The following is a 16,332-nucleotide window of genomic DNA, read 5'->3' as shown; positions in this document are numbered from 1 at the left end:
CACAGGGTTACAGCGTGCCGTAGCTGTGCAAGCCGCTCAGGAACATGTTCACGCCCAGGAAGGCGAAGGTGGTCACCACCAGCCCCACCAGGGCCCACCAGGCGGACATGGTGCCGCGCAGGCCCTTCATCAGGCGCATGTGCAGCCAGGCCGCGTAGTTCAGCCAGACGATCAGCGCCCAGGTTTCCTTGGGGTCCCAGCTCCAGTAGCCGCCCCAGGCCTCGGCCGCCCACAGCGCGCCGAGCACGGTGGCGATGGTGAAGAAGGCAAAGCCCACGGCGATGGACTTGTACATCACGTCGTCCAGCACCTGCAGCGCCGGCAGCCCCTCGGCGATGCGCCGGCGCGCCAGCAGGATGCCGGCCACGATCAGCGCCGAAACGCCGAAGTACACCATCCAGTAGGCGCCGCCGCCCTCGGTCGCCCCCTGGCGGAAGACGATGGGCTCGAAGCACAGCACCACGCCCAGCAGCCACAGGGGTGCCAGCTTCCACCAACGCGTCTCGCTCGCCTGCTGCTTGATCAGATAGGCAAACGCCACCATGGCCGACAGCGCAAAGGTGCCATAGCCGATGAAGTTGGCCGGCACATGCAGCTTCATCCACCAGCTGTTGAGCGCCGGCACCAGGGGCTGGATCTCGTGCGCCTCGCGCACCACCGTGTACCACAGCAGAAAGCCCACGGCGGCGCTGACCACCAGCATCACGAAGCCGCCCAGGGCACGTGTCTGGTACTGCTGCTCGTAGTACAGGTAGAACACGGCCGTCATCCAGCAGAACATGATGAACACCTCGTAGAGGTTGCTCACCGGAATGTGGCCGATGTCCGGGCCGATCTGGTAGCTCTCGTACCAGCGCACCATGGTGCCGATGAGCGCCAGCGCCACCGCCACCCAGGCGATACGCGAACCTATGCGCATCATGGCCTGGCCCTGGCCGCGCGAGAACATGCCTATCCAGTAGAACGCCGTGCTCATGAAGAACAGCATGCTCATCCACAGGATGGCGGACTGGCTGGACAGGAAATACTTCAGGCCGAACACCGTCTCCGAGCGCGCCAGGTCGCCCGCGCCATTGTTCTGGTACAGGCCAATGGCCAGCAGCGAGCAGCCCGCCACCGCCAGCATCAGGATGCGCAGCGGCCGCCAGAACCAGCCCAGCCAGATGGCGCCGGGAATGCTGCCCAGCAGAATGCCCTTTTCGTACACATCCATGGCGCTGCCGTAACGCTGCAGCGCAAACAGGCCGCCGCCCAGCACCGCCAGCGCAAACAACCAGTCCAGCCAGTTGCGGCGCGCGAAGTAGCCCTCATTCAGGGTCAGCGTCGTCGTGGCAGTGTTCATGTCGTACCTCCGTCAGGGGGATGGGCCGCCCCCAGCAACTGGGTGCGCAACTGTGCAAATTCACGATCCGTATCCAGGGTCTTGCGGTTGGCCGATAGCGCCATCGTGGCCTGCGCGCCGCCGCTGCCCGGCGCGAGCCAGACCCACAGGCGCCGGTCGCGCACATAGAGCATGGCAAAGATGCCCAGGATCAGCAGCAGGCAGCCCAGATACACCACGTTCTTGCCAGGGGCTCGCGCCACCTCGAAGACGCTGGCCTGGATCTGCTTGAAGTCGCGCAGCTCGAACACCAGGGGCACCGGATAGGCCTGGGAGTCGCTGAGCGAGAGCACGGCCTGCGTCATGAAGGTCTGGGTCTTCTCGCCCTGCTCCAAGGGTGGCAGCTGCGCGCGCTCGCGCGTCATCTGCGCCAGCTCGAACAGCGCGCCGTTCATGATGCGCATCAGCACCTCGGCGGCACGCTCGCGCTCGGCCTCGGGCACATTCGCCTGCATGAATTCCGAGATCGCCGGCAGGCCGGCCAGCGGACGGCCGTTGACGGCCGCCAGCTTCTCCAGGGCCGCATCACCCAGGGTGTCGCCGGCAAACAGGGCCAGCGCCCGCCCGGTGGACTGGGCCAGTTGTTCGGCCAGATCGGTGCGCGAGGCGTCCACGGCCTGGGCCACGTAACGGCGCACCGCCTGCTCGCGCAGCGCCGGGTCGGCCAGCGCCAGGCGCAGGCGCACGAAGCCCTCCATGCTGCCCTCGGCGTCCACGGGCACGCGCAGGTAGCGCAGGGGATCGGCCTGCGTCTCGCGCACGCCCAGCAGAAACACCGGCTGGCCATCGCCCGTATCCACGGGCAGCATGAAGTTATGGAACTCGCGCGCCTGACCCGCGGCGTCGCGCAGCTTGTAGCTCACGCTGGGCCCCACGTTGCGCAGCTCGCGCTTGGATACGGTCTTGTTGCCGGCGCCCAGGCGCGATTCGATGGATGCGCGCAGATCCACCTTGCGCACGTCGGCGCCCGAGCCGCTGCTGCCGTTGTCGCCAAAGTTCTCCACGTTGAGCACGCGCAGGCCGGTGAACTCCAGCGTCATGGCCTCGCCCAAGCCGGTATTCTTCAGCTGCGTGGAGCCACCGATCACGCCCTGCACGTCAAACGGCTCCATGCCCGGCACCAGCGGGCGCGCGCGCAGCTGCACCTCGGAGCCACCGTCATCGAAGCTGGACTGGTAGATCTCCACCCCGCCGTAGCTCACCGGATGATTCACCTCCACACGCGCCGGCGTGGCCTTGCCCGTGGCCAGGTCGTGGATCACGATGTCGCTGGCAAACAGCTTGGGCATGCCGCTGGAGTAATGCTCCACGACGAACTTCTTGAGTTCGACGGAGAACGGCAGCTCCTGCAACAGCAGGCCGTCGGACTGGTTCAGGATGGCCGTGCTGGAATGCTTGCCCTCGGTCACCAGCAGGTTGCCGCGGAAGGTCGGGTTGCGCGCGGACAGGCGGTGCTCGGGCTTGACGTCTGCAATGAGGCCGCCGCCCGCATAAGGTGTCTTGCCGAGAAACCACATCTGCGCGCGCACCATCAGGTCGCCATCGAGCAGGCCACCCAGGCACACCAGCACGATGGCGCTGTGCGCCGCGATGTAACCCAGCTTGTTCGCCGCGCCGGCCTTCGCAGCCACCATCCAGCCATCGCCCGCTGGCGTCTGGCGCTGCTGCAGCCGCACCTTCCAGCCACCCGAGACCAGCAGCTTGCCAATGCGCTGGGCGGCCGCCTCGGCGGCCTCGCCGTCCAGGGTGGCGCTGGCCTTGTGGCGAAAGGCCTGCAGGCTTTGTGCGCGGATGTTTTCCTTGTAGTTGCGCAGGTCCGCAAGGTATTTGGGCGCATGGCGTGCAATGCACAGCGAGGTGCTCACCACCAGAAAACCCAGAATCAGCAAGAACCACCAGGCGCTATAGACGGCGTTGAGCTTGAGCGCCAGGAACAGGTCGGCCCAGAACGGCCCGAACTGGTTCACGTAGTTGTTCACCGGCTCATGCTGCTTGAGCACGGTGCCGATGACCGAGGCGATGCAAATCACCGTCAGCAGCGCAATCGCAAAGCGCATGGAGGCCAGCAGCTCGGTCAGTGAGCGTGTGGCCGGCGAGCGCGGCGCACGGCCTGGGCGCTTGGAGGTGTCGGACATGAGAAACGGAGAACCCGGATGTGAAAAAGGCGGGCCACCCGTTCAGATGTGCCCGCCCGCCGTTAGGTGCGATTATCGACGCAAGGTTCCTTGAATGCCCCCAAGCGCCCCTATGGTCTTGACGTGTATCAACGCAGGCCGGCGATGTAGTCGGCCACGGCCTTGATCTCGCGATCGTTGAGCTTGGCCGCCACGTCGCGCATCTGGGCGTTGTTGCCGCGCTTGCCGTCGCGGAAGTCCGAGAGCTGCTTGACGGTGTAATCGGCATGCTGACCCGACAGGCGCGGGTACTGCGCCGGGATGCCGGCACCGTTGGGGCTGTGGCAGCCAGCGCAGGCGGCAATGTTGCGATCCTGGATGCCGCCGCGGTAGATGCGCTCGCCCAGGGCGACCAGATCCTTGTCTTTGGCAAAGCCTTCCTTGGCCTTTTGCGCAGCCAGCCACGCGGCCACGTTGCGCATGTCGTCATCGCTCAGCATGGAGGCCATGCCCTGCATCACCGGGTCGGCGCGCTTGCCGGACTTGAATTCCTGCAGCTGCTTGACCAGATACTGCGGGTGCTGCTGCGCCAGCGACGGGTTAGCGGCAATGGTGGAATTGCCGTCGGCCGCGTGGCAGGCGGCGCACACCGCACTGTAGCTGGCCTCGCCCTTGGCCAGGTCTGGCTTGGCGGGCTTTTGCTGCGCGAAGGCTGGGAAAGCGGGGGCTGCCAGCGCGGCAGCCATGAGCAAGGAGGCGAGCAACTTCATAGCTAGGGTTCTTGTCTTATGAGCGCAAAACTCGGCAATTCTACAATGGGCCCTGATTTGTTCGAGTTTGAGCCTAAAAATCTATGTCAACCACGCCACAAGCGCCCGCGCCCGGCACCCCACCCGACGCCAAGGCCGCCCTGGGATGGATGCACACCGCGCGCTTTCTGACCACCGCCGCCCAGCTGCACCAGCTGCCCGCCATCACCGTGCCCGAGATCGCTTTCGTGGGCCGCTCCAACGCCGGCAAATCCACCTGCATCAACACCCTGACGCAGCAGCGCCAGCTGGCCTTCGCCTCCAAGAAGCCGGGGCGCACCCAGCACATCAACCTGTTTGCGCTGGGCAAGCAGGGCGTGACCGACGCCGTGCTGGCCGACCTGCCCGGCTACGGCTACGCCGCCGTCTCGCGTTCGGACAAGCAACGCTGGCAGCAGGTGATGGCCAATTACCTGGTCAGCCGCCAGGGGCTCTCGGGCATCGTGCTGTTGTGCGACCCGCGCCTGGGCCTGACGGAGCTCGACGAGGCGCTCTTGGAAGTGGTGCGCCCGCGCGTGGAGCAGGGCCTGAAATTCCTGGTGCTGCTCACCAAGGCGGACAAGCTCACGCGCGCCGAGCAGGCCAAGGCGCTGTCCATCGTGCGGCTACAGGCCGGCGGGGGCGAGGTGCGCATGTTCTCGGCGCTGAAAAAACAGGGCGTGGAAGACGTGGCGCAGCTGCTGTGGCAGTGGGCGCACCCGCCGCTGGCCGACGCCCCTGATGCAGACGCCGCACCCGATTTGCAGCAAAAACAATAGCTATTGACGCTTATCCATAAAGCGCAAACAGCCAAAAACATCAATATACCGACGCCTGCCCCTCGGGCCGCGTCTTGAAGCGCTTGTGCACCCAGTAGTACTGCGCCGGCATGGTGCGGATGGCGGCCTCCAGCTCGCGGTTCATGCGCGCCGTGTCCGCCACAGGGTCCTCGGTGGGGAAGTTCTCCCAAGCGGGCGTGAGCTCGGCCACGTAGCCCTGCGGCGTCATGCGGCTGTACAGCGCCACCACCTTGGCGCGGCCCAGGCGTGCAAAGCGCGAGAGCGAGGGAATGGTGGCCGTGTCGGGCATGGCGAAGAAGGGCACGAACACCGAGTCGTTCCTGCCATAGTCCATATCGGGCAGCAGGTACAAGAGACCCCCTTTGCGCAGGCAGGCGATGATGGGCTTGACGCCGTCGGCGCGGTTGAGCATGCGCACATTGCCAAAGCGCTGGCGCCCGCCCATGAACCAGGCGTCGAGCGCCGGATCGGGGTTGGTGGCAAAGATGGAGGTGAACTCGCGCGTGGTGTTCAGGGGCAGCGCCAGCCCGCCCGCGTCCATGCTGTAGAAATGCGGGGCGAAGACGATGGTGGGCGTGTCGCCCTCCAGCTCCTGCACGGCTCCCGTGAGCCTCACGCGGCTGCGCACCAGCTCCTCGGATCCCGCCCACAGCCAGCTGCGGTCCAGGAAGGTCTGGCAGAACACCACGAAGGACTCGCGCGCCCAGGCGCGGCGCTGTGCCGCGGGCATATCGGGAAAGCACAGCTCCAGATTGCGTAGCGCCACCTTGCGCCGCGGCACGGCCAGCACGAACAGCACCCGGCCTATGAACCAGCCCAGCGCCCGCAGCAGGGGCAGCGGCAGGCGCGCCAGCAGGCCCATGAGGGCGACGGCCAGGCGCGTCGTCATGCGCCGCCCTCCCCGGCCTGAACGCTGGCATGCATCTCGGCACGCGGCTGCTTGTAGCGCGCATAGCCCCACAGATACTGCTCGGGGCTTTGGCGAATGAGTTGCTCCATGGCTTGGTTGATTTGCAGCACGGCGGCGTCGAGTGCAGGCGCCAGCGGCTCGGGCAAATCCTGCAGATGCAGCACATAACCACGTCCGCGCGGCAGGCGTTCGCAGCGCGCCAGGATGATGCTGGCGCCGGTTTGCTGCACCAGGCGCGCGGCCAGCGTCATGGTGTAGGCCGGGCGGCCGAAGAACGGCGACCACAGGCCCAGCCCCTGCGGCGGCACCTGGTCGGGCAGCAGGCCCACGGCCTCGCCGCGGCGCAGCGCCTTGAGCATCTGGCGCACGCCCTGCAGCGTGGTGGGCACGGCCTCTATGCCCGGGCGGTTGCGCGCGGTCTGCATCAGCTTGGCCAGCCAGCGCTGGCGCGCGGGACGGTACAGGATGGTGATGGGCCCATGCTGCGGCGACCAGCGCCGCGCAGCCGCCTGCACCGACAGCTCGAAGCAGCCGATATGCGGCGTGAGGAACACGATGCCCCGGCCCTGACTCCAAGCCTGCTGCACGCACTCGGCGTTGCGGATCTCGCAGGCCGGCGGCTCGGGGGCCAGCCAGAGGCGCGGCGCCTCGGCCACCATGCGGCCGGCATGGGCCACGGCCGCGCGCACATCGGCGAGCGCATAGCCGGCGCATGCGGCGTTATCCACGAATCGGCGCCGGTATGTGGGCGAGGCGACGAACGCCGCCCAGCCCAGCAGCGCGCCGACGGCATGCAGCAACCACAAAGGCAACGCTGAAAAAAGACGAAAAACGGTTGGCATTACAATCGCGGACGTCGCCGAGTTAAATGAGCAACTTGCAGGGCGACGTTAAACACAACTGCTAAAGCGTTCGCCACTAGGCTCCTGACAAAGCTGTGGGCAACGCCCAAATGCTGCAAACACCGGAGTTTATTCAAATGGCGAACGATTTCCTCTTCACGTCCGAATCGGTCTCTGAGGGTCACCCCGACAAGGTGGCAGACCAGATCTCCGATGCCATCCTGGACGCTATTTTCGAACAAGACCCACGCAGCCGCGTCGCCGCAGAGACGCTGACCAACACCGGCCTGGTCGTGCTCGCCGGCGAGATCACCACCAACGCCCATGTGGACTACATCCAGGTGGCACGCGACACCATCAAGCGCATCGGCTACGACAACACCGAGTACGGCATCGACTACAAAGGCTGCGCGGTCTTGGTGGCCTACGACAAGCAGAGCAACGACATCGCCCAGGGCGTGGACCACGCGAGCGACGACCACCTGAACACCGGCGCCGGCGACCAGGGTCTGATGTTCGGCTACGCCTGCGACGAGACGCCCGAGCTGATGCCCGCGCCGATCTACTACGCGCACCGCCTGGTGGAGCGCCAGGCCCAGCTGCGCAAGGACGGCCGCCTGCCCTTCCTGCGCCCCGACGCCAAATCGCAAGTGACGATGCGCTACGTGGACGGCAAGCCGCACAGCATCGACACCGTGGTGCTCTCCACCCAGCACAGCCCGGACCAGAGCGAGACCGCCACCAAGATGAAGGCCAGCTTCACCGAGGCCATCATCGAGGAGATCATCAAGCCCGTGCTGCCCAAGGAGTGGCTGCAGGACACCAAGTACCTGATCAACCCCACGGGCCGCTTCGTCATCGGCGGCCCGCAGGGCGACTGCGGTCTCACGGGCCGCAAGATCATCGTCGACACCTACGGCGGCGCCTGCCCGCACGGCGGCGGCGCGTTCTCGGGCAAGGACCCGACGAAGGTGGACCGCAGCGCCGCCTACGCCGCGCGCTACGTGGCCAAGAACATCGTCGCCGCCGGCCTGGCGCGCCAGTGCCAGATCCAGGTGGCCTACGCCATCGGCGTGGCCCGGCCCATGAATATCACCGTCTACACCGAGGGCACGGGCGTGATCCCCGACAACGAGATCGCCAAGCTGGTGCATGAGTATTTCGACCTGCGCCCCAAGGGCATCATCCAGATGCTGGACCTGCTGCGCCCCATCTACGCCAAGACCGCCGCCTACGGCCACTTCGGCCGCGAGGAGCCCGAGTTCACCTGGGAGCGCACAGACAAGGCTGCGGCGCTGCGTGCTGCGGCCGGGCTGTAAGCCCGGCGTCTGCGTCAGCCAACCCTGGGCTTTGGGGCGTAGCTCATATCGCGCAGCGATGTGAGCGAAGACCACAAGGCCGCTGCACCCCCTCCGCCATTGACACGCCATCTTCCCATGTACGACGCCGCCGTCCTGATCGGGCGCTTTCAGCCGGTTCACAACGGACATATGGCGCTGCTGCGCGAGGCGCTGACGCGCTCGCGCCAGGCCATCGTCATACTGGGATCCGCGCACCAGGCACGCACGCCCAAGAACCCCTTCACCTGGCAGGAACGCGCCCAGCTGCTGCGCGCCGCCCTGCCCGAGGCCGAGCGTGCACGCCTCATCGTGCTGCCCATGCGCGACCACTACGACGAACCGCGCTGGGCCCAGGCGGTACGCCAGGCCGTGGCCCAGGTGACCCCGGCCGGGGCGCGCATGGCACTGGTGGGTTATTTCAAGGACGACACCAGCGGCTACCTGCAGGCCTTTCCCGGCTGGGCGCTGATCGGCATGCAGCGCCAGGGCGCCATCGACGCCACGCCCATCCGCGACGCCTACTTTGGCGCCAGCGCTGCCACGCTGGATCAGGCGCTCACCCCATTTGCCGAGCACCTGCCCGGATCGACGCGTGCCTGGCTGAAGCAGTTCGCCCAAACACCGCACTACCCCGCCCTGCAGGAAGAATGGCGCATGCTGCGCGCCTACCGCGCCAGCTGGGCCGGCGCCCCCTATCCGCCGGTGTTCGTGACCGTGGACGCGCTCGTGCGCTGCCAGGGCCGGGTGCTGCTGATCCGCCGCGGCCATGCCCCTGGCAAGGGGTTGTGGGCCTTGCCGGGTGGTTTCGTCGAGCCGCATGACACGCTGTGGCAATCCTGCCTGCGCGAGCTGGCCGAGGAAACCCACTGCGCCCTGCCCGAAGCGCGCCTGCGTGCGGCACTGCAGAGCCAGCGGGTGTTCGACCATCCGCAGCGCAGCCTGCGCGGACGCGTCATCACCCAGGCGTATTTCTTCGACCTGGGCGATGACGCCCTGCCCGAGGTGCACGGCGGCGACGATGCGGCGCATGCCGACTGGGTGGCTGAGCAGCAGCTGGCCACCATGGAAGACCAGTTCCACGATGACCACTGGCACATCATCGACCAACTGCTGGGCCTGGGCCTGGCCACATCCCCGCTGGCCACCGGTGCCGCGGATCGCCAAAGCCCCTAAGTTTCTGGGCCAGCCCCTTGAAGCGGGAAAAAACGGCCTTATTATTAGCACTCGTAAGGGTTGAGTGCTAACAGCACCGCCCTACCCACAGGCGGCCCTCACGGGCTGCCCTCGTTACCACCCTTTGTTTGTACCTCGCAAGGAGATCCTATGAACCTGCGCCCTCTCGCCGATCGCGTGATCGTCAAGCGCCTGGAAAACGAAACCAAGACTGCTTCGGGCATCGTGATCCCCGACAACGCCGCAGAGAAGCCCGACCAGGGTGAGGTGATGGCCGTCGGTCCCGGCAAGCTCGATGAAGACGGCGACCGCATCGCCATGAGTGTGAAGGTGGGCGATCGCGTGCTGTTCGGCAAGTACAGCGGCCAGACCGTGAAGGTCCACGGCGACGAGCTGCTGGTGATGAAGGAAGACGACCTGTTCGCCGTGGTCGAGAAATAATCCCTCCCGCCTCACAATCCATCAATTTTCATAGCTGCTTGCGCTTGACACACAAGCCTCAGCAGCCTATTTGATTCAAAATTTGTAGGAGCCAAACATGGCAGCAAAAGACGTAGTTTTCGGCGGCGAAGCCCGCGCCCGCATGGTCGAAGGCGTGAACATCCTGGCCAACGCGGTCAAGGTGACCCTGGGCCCCAAGGGTCGTAACGTGGTGCTCGAGCGCAGCTTCGGCGCCCCCACCGTGACCAAGGACGGCGTGTCCGTGGCCAAGGAAATCGAACTCAAGGACAAGATCCAGAACATGGGTGCCCAGCTCGTGAAGGAAGTGGCCTCCAAGACCAGCGACAACGCTGGTGACGGCACCACCACCGCCACCGTGCTGGCCCAGGCCATCGTGCGCGAAGGCAGCAAGTACGTGGCCGCCGGCCTGAACCCCATGGACCTGAAGCGCGGCATCGACAAGGCCGTGGCCGCCCTGGTGGAAGAGCTGAAGAAGGCCTCCAAGGCCACGACCACGTCCAAGGAAATCGCCCAGGTGGGTTCGATCTCCGCCAACTCCGACTCCAGCATCGGCGAGATCATCGCCAACGCCATGGACAAGGTCGGCAAGGAAGGCGTGATCACCGTAGAAGACGGCAAGAGCCTGAACAACGAGCTGGATGTCGTGGAAGGCATGCAGTTCGACCGCGGCTACCTCTCGCCCTACTTCATCAACAACCCCGAGAAGCAAGTTGCCCTGCTGGACAACCCCTTCGTGCTGCTGTTCGACAAGAAGATCAGCAACATCCGCGACCTGCTGCCCACGCTGGAAGCCGTGGCCAAGGCCGGTCGTCCGCTGTTGATCATCGCTGAGGAAGTCGAGGGCGAGGCCCTGGCGACCCTGGTGGTGAACACCATCCGCGGCATCCTGAAGGTCGTGGCCGTCAAGGCGCCGGGCTTCGGTGACCGCCGCAAGGCCATGCTGGAAGACATTGCCATCCTGACGGGCGGCAAGGTCATCGCCGAGGAAGTGGGCCTGTCGCTGGAGAAGGTGACGCTGGCCGACCTGGGCCAGGCCAAGACCATCGAGGTGGGCAAGGAAAACACCACCATCATCGACGGCGCCGGCAATGCCGACGACATCCAGGCCCGCGTCAAGCAGATCCGCATCCAGATCGAGGAAGCCACCAGCGACTACGACCGCGAGAAGCTGCAGGAGCGCGTGGCCAAGCTGGCCGGCGGCGTGGCCGTGATCAAGGTCGGCGCTGCCACCGAGGTCGAGATGAAGGAAAAGAAGGCCCGCGTGGAAGACGCCCTGCACGCCACCCGCGCTGCGGTGGAAGAAGGCATCGTGGCCGGTGGCGGCGTGGCCCTGCTGCGCGCACGCCAGGCCGTGGGCGAGGTCAAGGGTGAGAACGCCGACCAGGACGCCGGCGTGAAACTGATCATGAAGGCCATCGAAGCGCCCCTGCGCGAGATCGTGAACAACGCCGGTGGCGAAGCCTCCGTGGTCGTCAACGCCGTGCTGGCCGGCAAGGGCAACTACGGCTTCAACGCCGCCAACGACACCTACGGCGACATGCTGGAGATGGGCATTCTGGACCCCACCAAGGTGACGCGCACGGCCCTGCAGAACGCCGCCTCCGTGGCCTCGCTGCTGCTGACGACCGAAGCCATGGTGGCCGAGGCCCCCAAGGATGACGCCCCCGCAGGCGGCATGCCCGACATGGGCGGCATGGGTGGCATGGGCGGCATGGGCATGTAATAGCCTAGCCCGGCCGCTGGCGCCTCGCCGAGGCACCATGCGCCCAATCAAAAAGCCCGCAGGTCTTATCTGCGGGCTTTTTTCATGGGGTTGGGATAGCGGTCGCTTTCATGCCGGCAAGATGCCGGCGCTCCTACGACGCAAGGCGCTGCAGCAGCCCCGCGGTGGAAGCGTCCAGCCCCTCGGTATCACCCGTGGCCAGGCGCGGCTCCAGGTCGCGGGCGATGGTCTTGCCCAGCTCCACGCCCCATTGGTCGAAGCTGTTGATGCCCCACAGCGCGCCGCTGGCGAACACGCGGTGCTCGTAGAGGGCGATGAGCGCGCCCAGCGAGGCCGGGTCCAGGCGCTCCAGCAGCAGGAAGCTGCTGGGCCGGTTGCCCGAAAAGCGCCGGTGGCCGTCCTCCTCATCCGGACGGCCCATCATCAGCGCGCGCGCCTGGGCCAGGGCATTGGCGACCAGGCGCGGGTGCTGCCCGGGCAGGTCGCGCCCGCCCTCCCGCAGCGCGATGAATTCCACGGGCACGGTGTCCGGCCCCTGGTGGATCATCTGGAAGAACGCATGCTGGCCGTTGCTGCCAGCCTCACCCCAGATCACGGGCGCGGTGGCGTAGGGCAAGGGCGCACCCTGCGCATCCACGCCCTTGCCGTTGCTCTCCATCTCCAGCTGCTGCAGATAGGCCGGCAGGCGGCGCAGGCCGTGGCTGTAGGGTGCCATGCTGCGGCTGGCAAAGCCGTGGAAGTTGCGGTACCACAGGTCCAGCAGCGCCAGGCGCACGGGCAGGTTGGCCGCCAGCGGCGCACTGCGGAAATGCTCGTCCATGGCATGCGCACCCGCCAGCAGCTCCCGAAAGCCCTGCGCACCGATGGCGATGGCGATGGGCAGGCCGATGGCGGACCAGAGCGAATAGCGCCCGCCCACCCAGTCCCAGAAACCCAGCGTGGTGGTGATGCCGAACTGCGCCGCCGCCTCCAGGTTGGTGGTCAGGGCAACGAAATGCCGCCTCAGCCCGTCCTGGCTGCCACCCTGCGCCAGAAACCAGTCGCGCGCGGCGTGGGCATTGGTCATCGTCTCCAGCGTGGTAAAGGTCTTGGAGGCGATCAGGAACAACGTGCGCTCGGGCCGCAGCTGGCGCAGCAGGCTGCCGAGCTCCATGCCATCGACGTTGGAGACGAAGTGCAGGCGCTTATTCCCCGGGCGCAGCTCGTCCAGCGCCTTGGCCACCATGGCCGGCCCCAGGTCCGAGCCACCTATGCCGATGTTCACGATGTCGGTGATGACCTCGTCGGCGCGCACCTGCTCGGCGAGCGTGAGCATGGCGTCCAGCGTGGCATGCACCTCGCGCAGGCCATTCGCTACGGTATCCGTAGCTGCTAACGCTTTTCCATATTGGGTTGGAGCCGAAAAATGCTCAGGCTTACGCAACAACCAGTGCATCACCGCGCGCCGCTCGGTGTTGTTGATGGGGGCGCCGGCGAACATGGCGTCGCGGTAGGCCTCCAGGCCGCATTCGCGCGCCAGCTCAAGCAACAGGGTTTCAGTGGGCGCGTCGATCAGGTTCTTGGACAGGTCGGCAAACACATGCGGCGCCTGCTGGCTGAAGCGTTCAAAGCGCTCTGCGTCCTGCGCGAAGGCGGCGCGCAGGTCGAAGCCCCGGCCCGCGCCCTCGTAATGCGCGCGCAGCCGCGCCCAGGCGCTCGTGCGGTCGCAGCGCGTGCGCGGGTCGTGATAGCCACTCATGCGGCGGCTTGCAGCAGCTGTTCCAGCTTGGCGGCGTCGGCGGCAAAGGCGCGTATGCCCTCGGCCAGCTTCTCGGTGGCCATGGCGTCGGCATTGAGCGCGTAGCGGAAGCCCGGCTCGTCGTATTGCACGGGCTGCACCTGCACGCGGCGCGCGGCCTCGGGGTCGAGCACGCGCTGCACCGGCGCGTCGCTGGCCGCCAGCTGGGCCAGCAGCTCGGGCGCGATGGTCAGCAGGTCGCAGCCCGCCAGCGCCACGATCTGGCCCGTGTTGCGAAAGCTCGCGCCCATGACCTCGGTGGCGATGCCGAAATGCCGGTAGTGGTTGTAGATGGCGCGCACCGACTGTACGCCGGGGTCGTTGGCGCCGGCCATGGCGGCCTCGTCCCAGCTGCTGCCCGCCTGCTTCTTGTACCAGTCGTAGATGCGGCCGACGAAGGGCGAGATCAGCTGCACCCGCGCCTGGCCGCAGGCCACGGCCTGGGCGAACGAGAACAGCAGCGTGAGGTTGGTGTGGATGCCGCGCTCCTCCAGCTGGCGCGCCGCCTGTATCCCCTCCCAGGTGGCGGCAATCTTGATGAGCACGCGGTCGATGTGCAGCCCTTCGGCCTGGTACAGCTCCACGATGCGCTCGGCGCGGGCCACGGTGGCGGCGGTGTCGAAGGACAGGCGCGCATCGACCTCGGTGGACACACGCCCGGGGATCAGGGACAGGATCTCGCAGCCAAAGCGCACGATCAGGCGGTCCATCAGCTCGTCCATGCCGCGGCCATGCCAGCGCGTCACGCAGTCCTTGAGCAGCGGCGCGTATTCGCTCTTCTGCACGGCCTTCAGGATCAGCGAGGGGTTGGTGGTGGCGTCCTGCGGCTGGAACTGCGCCAGCTGCTTGAAGTCGCCGGTGTCGGCGACCACGGTGGTGAATTGCTTGAGTGCGTCGAGTTGGTTCATGCAGGTCCTCATGATGGGGCTGTGCGCCAGGCGCCAAGTGTATGCGGCGCGGCGCGCATGAAACCGCGTTACATTCGGTGTGCCTGACCCCACACCCACCCCATGCTGGATCGCATCACCGCCTCTCTTTCATCGCTGGCCCCCGCCGAACAGCGCGTGGCGCAGCTTGTGCTCGATGACCCCCGCGCCTTTGCCCGCCTGCCGGTGCGCGAGCTGGCGGCGCGCGCCCAGGTCAGCAAGCCCACGGTGGTGCGCTTTTGCCGCAGCATGGGCTACGACGGCCTGGCCGACTTCAAGCTCAAGCTCGCGGGCAGCGTGAGCGAGGGCGTGCCCTTCATCCACCGCAGCGTGGACGCCGACGACAAGACCGGCGACGTGCTGGTGAAGGTGGTGGACAACGCCGTGGCCGCTTTTTTGCAATACCGCAACGCCGCCAGCAGCAACGCCCTGGAGCGCGCGGCCGAGGCCATCGCCGCCACCTGGAAAACCGGGCGGCGCATCGAGTTCTATGGCGCGGGCAACTCCGGCATCGTGGCGCAGGACGCGCAGCACAAGTTCTTTCGCCTAGGCATCACCAGCCTGGCGAGCAGCGACGGTCACATACAGGTCATGAGCGCCACACTCCTGGGCCCGGGCGACTGCGCGGTGATCATCAGCAACTCGGGCCGCACGCGCGACCTGATGGACGCCGCCGACATCGCCCGCAAGAACGGCGCTACAACCATAGCCATCACGGCCAGCGGCTCGCCCCTGGCGCACAGCTGCCGCATTCACCTGGCCGCCGACAACCCCGAGGGCTACGACCGCTACAGCCCCATGGCCTCGCGCCTGCTGCACCTGCTCATCATCGATGTGCTGGCCACCTGCGTGGCGCTGCGCATAGGCGAGCCGCTGCAGCCCGTGCTGCAGCAGATGAAAAACAATCTGCGTGCCAAGCGCTACACCTGAACCCCGGCTGGCACCGCGGGCGCAGCCTGGGGCAGCGCCAGCACCACCCGGTTGCGCCCCGCGGCCTTGCCCTCGTAGAGGGCGGCGTCGGCGCGCCGGATGGCAGACTCCACCGACTCATCGGGCTGGCAGACGGCGGCGCCGATGGTGACCGTGACGCCGCTGGCGCCCGGGAAGATGCCGGCCCAGGCGGTGGACTCGACGCGCGCACGCAGGCGCTCCAGCGCCTCGCGGGCTTGGGCGGCGGTGGTGTCGGGCATGGCGAGCAGGAATTCCTCGCCGCCATAGCGGCCCACGCTGTCGATCGCGCGCGTATGGGCCGTCAGCAAGGCGCCCAGCGTGCGCAGCACGCGGTCGCCGCTGTCGTGGCCGTGCTGGTCGTTGATGCGCTTGAAATGGTCCACATCGAGCAGCGCCACGCACAGCGGCCGGCCGCTGCGGCCGGCCTGCGCCTGGTGGCGCTGCAGGACTTCCATGATGCCCCGGCGGTTGGCGATGCCGGTCAGCTCGTCGCTGCGCACCAGGTTTTCGATCTGCGCCAGCGCCTCGCTCAGCCGGTACTGCATGCCGCGAAAAAAGGTCACCAGCCCAATGCAGCGCGCCACCGCCCCCAGCAAGACCCCCACGGTGAGCAACTGCCCAGCCAGGGTGGTGGTGGGCATGCGCATCTGCGGCCCCATCCAGACGATGGCGCAGCCGGCGGCGGCGAGCGTGAGCACCCAGGTCACGGCAAAGCTGGTGCGGCTGCGCGCCAGGAAGCCGTCGGCACTGAAGGCAATCAGCATGACCAGGGCCTGGAACGCCAGCTGCGGCGCCGCCACGAGCAGGCCGAGCACGCCCAATATCGAGACCGCCTGGTGCACCACGAACAGCCCGGGATCGCGCCGCGTGTGGCACCAGCCGCTGGCATAGGCCCAGGTGATGAAGCCCATGCCGGCCGCCACCCAGGCGCCATACCAGGCTACCGCCGGCCCGGACGCATAGCCGGCCAGGCTGTAGCCCACCAGCAGCGAGAAGGCATACAGGTGGCTCAGCAGCACCGACTGGTGAAGTTGCCAGGTGCGCCGCTGCCAGCGCTGGCGGTGCGCCGCACCGTCGGCATGCACGGAAGGGGGCGTGGGCGCCCACAAGGGACGGGACAGGGCGTGATCGCGGGGGGTGGACAT

At 67.0% G+C, this 16,332-nt stretch carries 14 protein-coding genes; 6 read left to right on the top strand and 8 right to left on the bottom strand.

What is annotated here, in order from left to right; genetic code table 11:
- Positions 1-7 precede the first annotated feature (7 nt).
- The 3 genes from ccsB to P7644_RS04145 all read right to left on the bottom strand — a co-directional run bounded on the left by ccsB (position 8) and on the right by P7644_RS04145 (position 4,265).
- Positions 8-1,342, bottom strand: a complete 1,335-nt coding sequence (gene ccsB / locus P7644_RS04155; RefSeq protein ID WP_404301769.1) for a c-type cytochrome biogenesis protein CcsB — start codon at positions 1,340-1,342, stop codon at positions 8-10.
- Positions 1,339-3,516: a cytochrome c biogenesis protein ResB gene (locus P7644_RS04150; RefSeq protein WP_404301768.1), complete on the bottom strand. Its 2,178-nt coding sequence runs from the start codon at positions 3,514-3,516 to the stop codon at positions 1,339-1,341. The genes ccsB and P7644_RS04150 overlap by 4 nt, the downstream gene beginning before the upstream one ends.
- Positions 3,517-3,644: 128 nt before the next feature.
- The gene (locus tag P7644_RS04145) at positions 3,645-4,265 is read right to left on the bottom strand and encodes a c-type cytochrome (protein WP_404301767.1); all 621 of its coding nucleotides are present in this window, start codon (positions 4,263-4,265) and stop codon (positions 3,645-3,647) included.
- An 83-nt stretch (positions 4,266-4,348) separates the two neighbouring features.
- On the opposite strand from P7644_RS04145, the gene yihA reads away from it, so the two are divergent.
- Complete coding sequence (gene yihA / locus P7644_RS04140) at positions 4,349-5,062, top strand: ribosome biogenesis GTP-binding protein YihA/YsxC (protein WP_404301766.1); 714 nt, start codon at positions 4,349-4,351, stop codon at positions 5,060-5,062.
- A 40-nt stretch (positions 5,063-5,102) separates the two neighbouring features.
- Here yihA and P7644_RS04135 read toward each other — a convergent pair whose 3' ends face one another.
- Complete coding sequence (locus tag P7644_RS04135; RefSeq protein WP_404301765.1) at positions 5,103-5,972, bottom strand: lysophospholipid acyltransferase family protein; 870 nt, start codon at positions 5,970-5,972, stop codon at positions 5,103-5,105.
- Positions 5,969-6,835: a lysophospholipid acyltransferase family protein gene (locus P7644_RS04130; protein ID WP_404301764.1), complete on the bottom strand. Its 867-nt coding sequence runs from the start codon at positions 6,833-6,835 to the stop codon at positions 5,969-5,971. Before P7644_RS04130 ends, P7644_RS04135 begins: the two co-directional genes overlap by 4 nt.
- Positions 6,836-6,972: 137 nt before the next feature.
- Here P7644_RS04130 and metK point away from each other — a divergent pair, with 137 nt between their 5' ends.
- The 4 genes from metK (at position 6,973) to groL (ending at position 11,533) form a co-directional block, all read left to right on the top strand.
- Positions 6,973-8,154 (top strand): methionine adenosyltransferase, encoded by a 1,182-nt coding sequence (gene metK, locus P7644_RS04125; protein ID WP_404301763.1) that lies wholly within the window; start codon positions 6,973-6,975, stop codon positions 8,152-8,154.
- Between the two features lie 117 nt (positions 8,155-8,271).
- Positions 8,272-9,348, top strand: coding sequence for a bifunctional nicotinamide-nucleotide adenylyltransferase/Nudix hydroxylase (locus P7644_RS04120; RefSeq protein ID WP_404301762.1), 1,077 nt, complete (start codon positions 8,272-8,274; stop codon positions 9,346-9,348).
- A 150-nt stretch (positions 9,349-9,498) separates the two neighbouring features.
- The gene (gene groES / locus P7644_RS04115; RefSeq protein WP_404301761.1) at positions 9,499-9,789 is read left to right on the top strand and encodes a co-chaperone GroES; all 291 of its coding nucleotides are present in this window, start codon (positions 9,499-9,501) and stop codon (positions 9,787-9,789) included.
- 97 nt (positions 9,790-9,886) lie between these two features.
- Positions 9,887-11,533: a chaperonin GroEL gene (groL, locus tag P7644_RS04110; protein WP_404301760.1), complete on the top strand. Its 1,647-nt coding sequence runs from the start codon at positions 9,887-9,889 to the stop codon at positions 11,531-11,533.
- Positions 11,534-11,666: 133 nt separating this feature from the next.
- On the opposite strand, the gene pgi is transcribed toward groL, so the two are convergent.
- Both pgi and tal read right to left on the bottom strand, forming a co-directional pair.
- Positions 11,667-13,271, bottom strand: a complete 1,605-nt coding sequence (gene pgi / locus P7644_RS04105; protein WP_404301759.1) for a glucose-6-phosphate isomerase — start codon at positions 13,269-13,271, stop codon at positions 11,667-11,669.
- Positions 13,268-14,218, bottom strand: a complete 951-nt coding sequence (gene tal, locus P7644_RS04100) for a transaldolase (RefSeq protein WP_404301758.1) — start codon at positions 14,216-14,218, stop codon at positions 13,268-13,270. The genes pgi and tal overlap by 4 nt, the downstream gene beginning before the upstream one ends.
- Before the next feature lie 102 nt (positions 14,219-14,320).
- Here tal and P7644_RS04095 point away from each other — a divergent pair, with 102 nt between their 5' ends.
- On the top strand, positions 14,321-15,166 hold the full coding sequence (locus P7644_RS04095; RefSeq protein WP_404301757.1) for a MurR/RpiR family transcriptional regulator: 846 nt from the start codon (positions 14,321-14,323) through the stop codon (positions 15,164-15,166).
- Here P7644_RS04095 and P7644_RS04090 read toward each other — a convergent pair.
- Positions 15,157-16,332 (bottom strand): diguanylate cyclase, encoded by a 1,176-nt coding sequence (locus P7644_RS04090; protein ID WP_404301756.1) that lies wholly within the window; start codon positions 16,330-16,332, stop codon positions 15,157-15,159. The two genes, P7644_RS04095 and P7644_RS04090, sit on opposite strands and share 10 nt — an antisense overlap.

Origin of the sequence: Alicycliphilus denitrificans (assembly GCF_044792555.1) — a bacterium.
In the GTDB taxonomy this organism is placed as follows: domain Bacteria; phylum Pseudomonadota; class Gammaproteobacteria; order Burkholderiales; family Burkholderiaceae_C; genus Alicycliphilus; species Alicycliphilus denitrificans_A.
The sequence above is the reverse complement of the archived record's forward strand: the minus strand, read 5'-3'. Positions and strand labels throughout refer to the sequence as shown.

What these genes read in the sequence shown, in the direction of transcription:
- ccsB (WP_404301769.1), bottom strand. Translation starts at nt 1,342, where the DNA reads ATGAACACTGCCACGACGACGCTGACCCTGAATGAGGGCTACTTCGCG.
- P7644_RS04150 (WP_404301768.1), bottom strand. Translation starts at nt 3,516, where the DNA reads ATGTCCGACACCTCCAAGCGCCCAGGCCGTGCGCCGCGCTCGCCGGCC.
- P7644_RS04145 (WP_404301767.1), bottom strand. Translation starts at nt 4,265, where the DNA reads ATGAAGTTGCTCGCCTCCTTGCTCATGGCTGCCGCGCTGGCAGCCCCC.
- yihA (WP_404301766.1), top strand. Translation starts at nt 4,349, where the DNA reads ATGTCAACCACGCCACAAGCGCCCGCGCCCGGCACCCCACCCGACGCC.
- P7644_RS04135 (WP_404301765.1), bottom strand. Translation starts at nt 5,972, where the DNA reads ATGACGACGCGCCTGGCCGTCGCCCTCATGGGCCTGCTGGCGCGCCTG.
- P7644_RS04130 (WP_404301764.1), bottom strand. Translation starts at nt 6,835, where the DNA reads ATGCCAACCGTTTTTCGTCTTTTTTCAGCGTTGCCTTTGTGGTTGCTG.
- metK (WP_404301763.1), top strand. Translation starts at nt 6,973, where the DNA reads ATGGCGAACGATTTCCTCTTCACGTCCGAATCGGTCTCTGAGGGTCAC.
- P7644_RS04120 (WP_404301762.1), top strand. Translation starts at nt 8,272, where the DNA reads ATGTACGACGCCGCCGTCCTGATCGGGCGCTTTCAGCCGGTTCACAAC.
- groES (WP_404301761.1), top strand. Translation starts at nt 9,499, where the DNA reads ATGAACCTGCGCCCTCTCGCCGATCGCGTGATCGTCAAGCGCCTGGAA.
- groL (WP_404301760.1), top strand. Translation starts at nt 9,887, where the DNA reads ATGGCAGCAAAAGACGTAGTTTTCGGCGGCGAAGCCCGCGCCCGCATG.
- pgi (WP_404301759.1), bottom strand. Translation starts at nt 13,271, where the DNA reads ATGAGTGGCTATCACGACCCGCGCACGCGCTGCGACCGCACGAGCGCC.
- tal (WP_404301758.1), bottom strand. Translation starts at nt 14,218, where the DNA reads ATGAACCAACTCGACGCACTCAAGCAATTCACCACCGTGGTCGCCGAC.
- P7644_RS04095 (WP_404301757.1), top strand. Translation starts at nt 14,321, where the DNA reads ATGCTGGATCGCATCACCGCCTCTCTTTCATCGCTGGCCCCCGCCGAA.
- P7644_RS04090 (WP_404301756.1), bottom strand. Translation starts at nt 16,332, where the DNA reads ATGTCCACCCCCCGCGATCACGCCCTGTCCCGTCCCTTGTGGGCGCCC.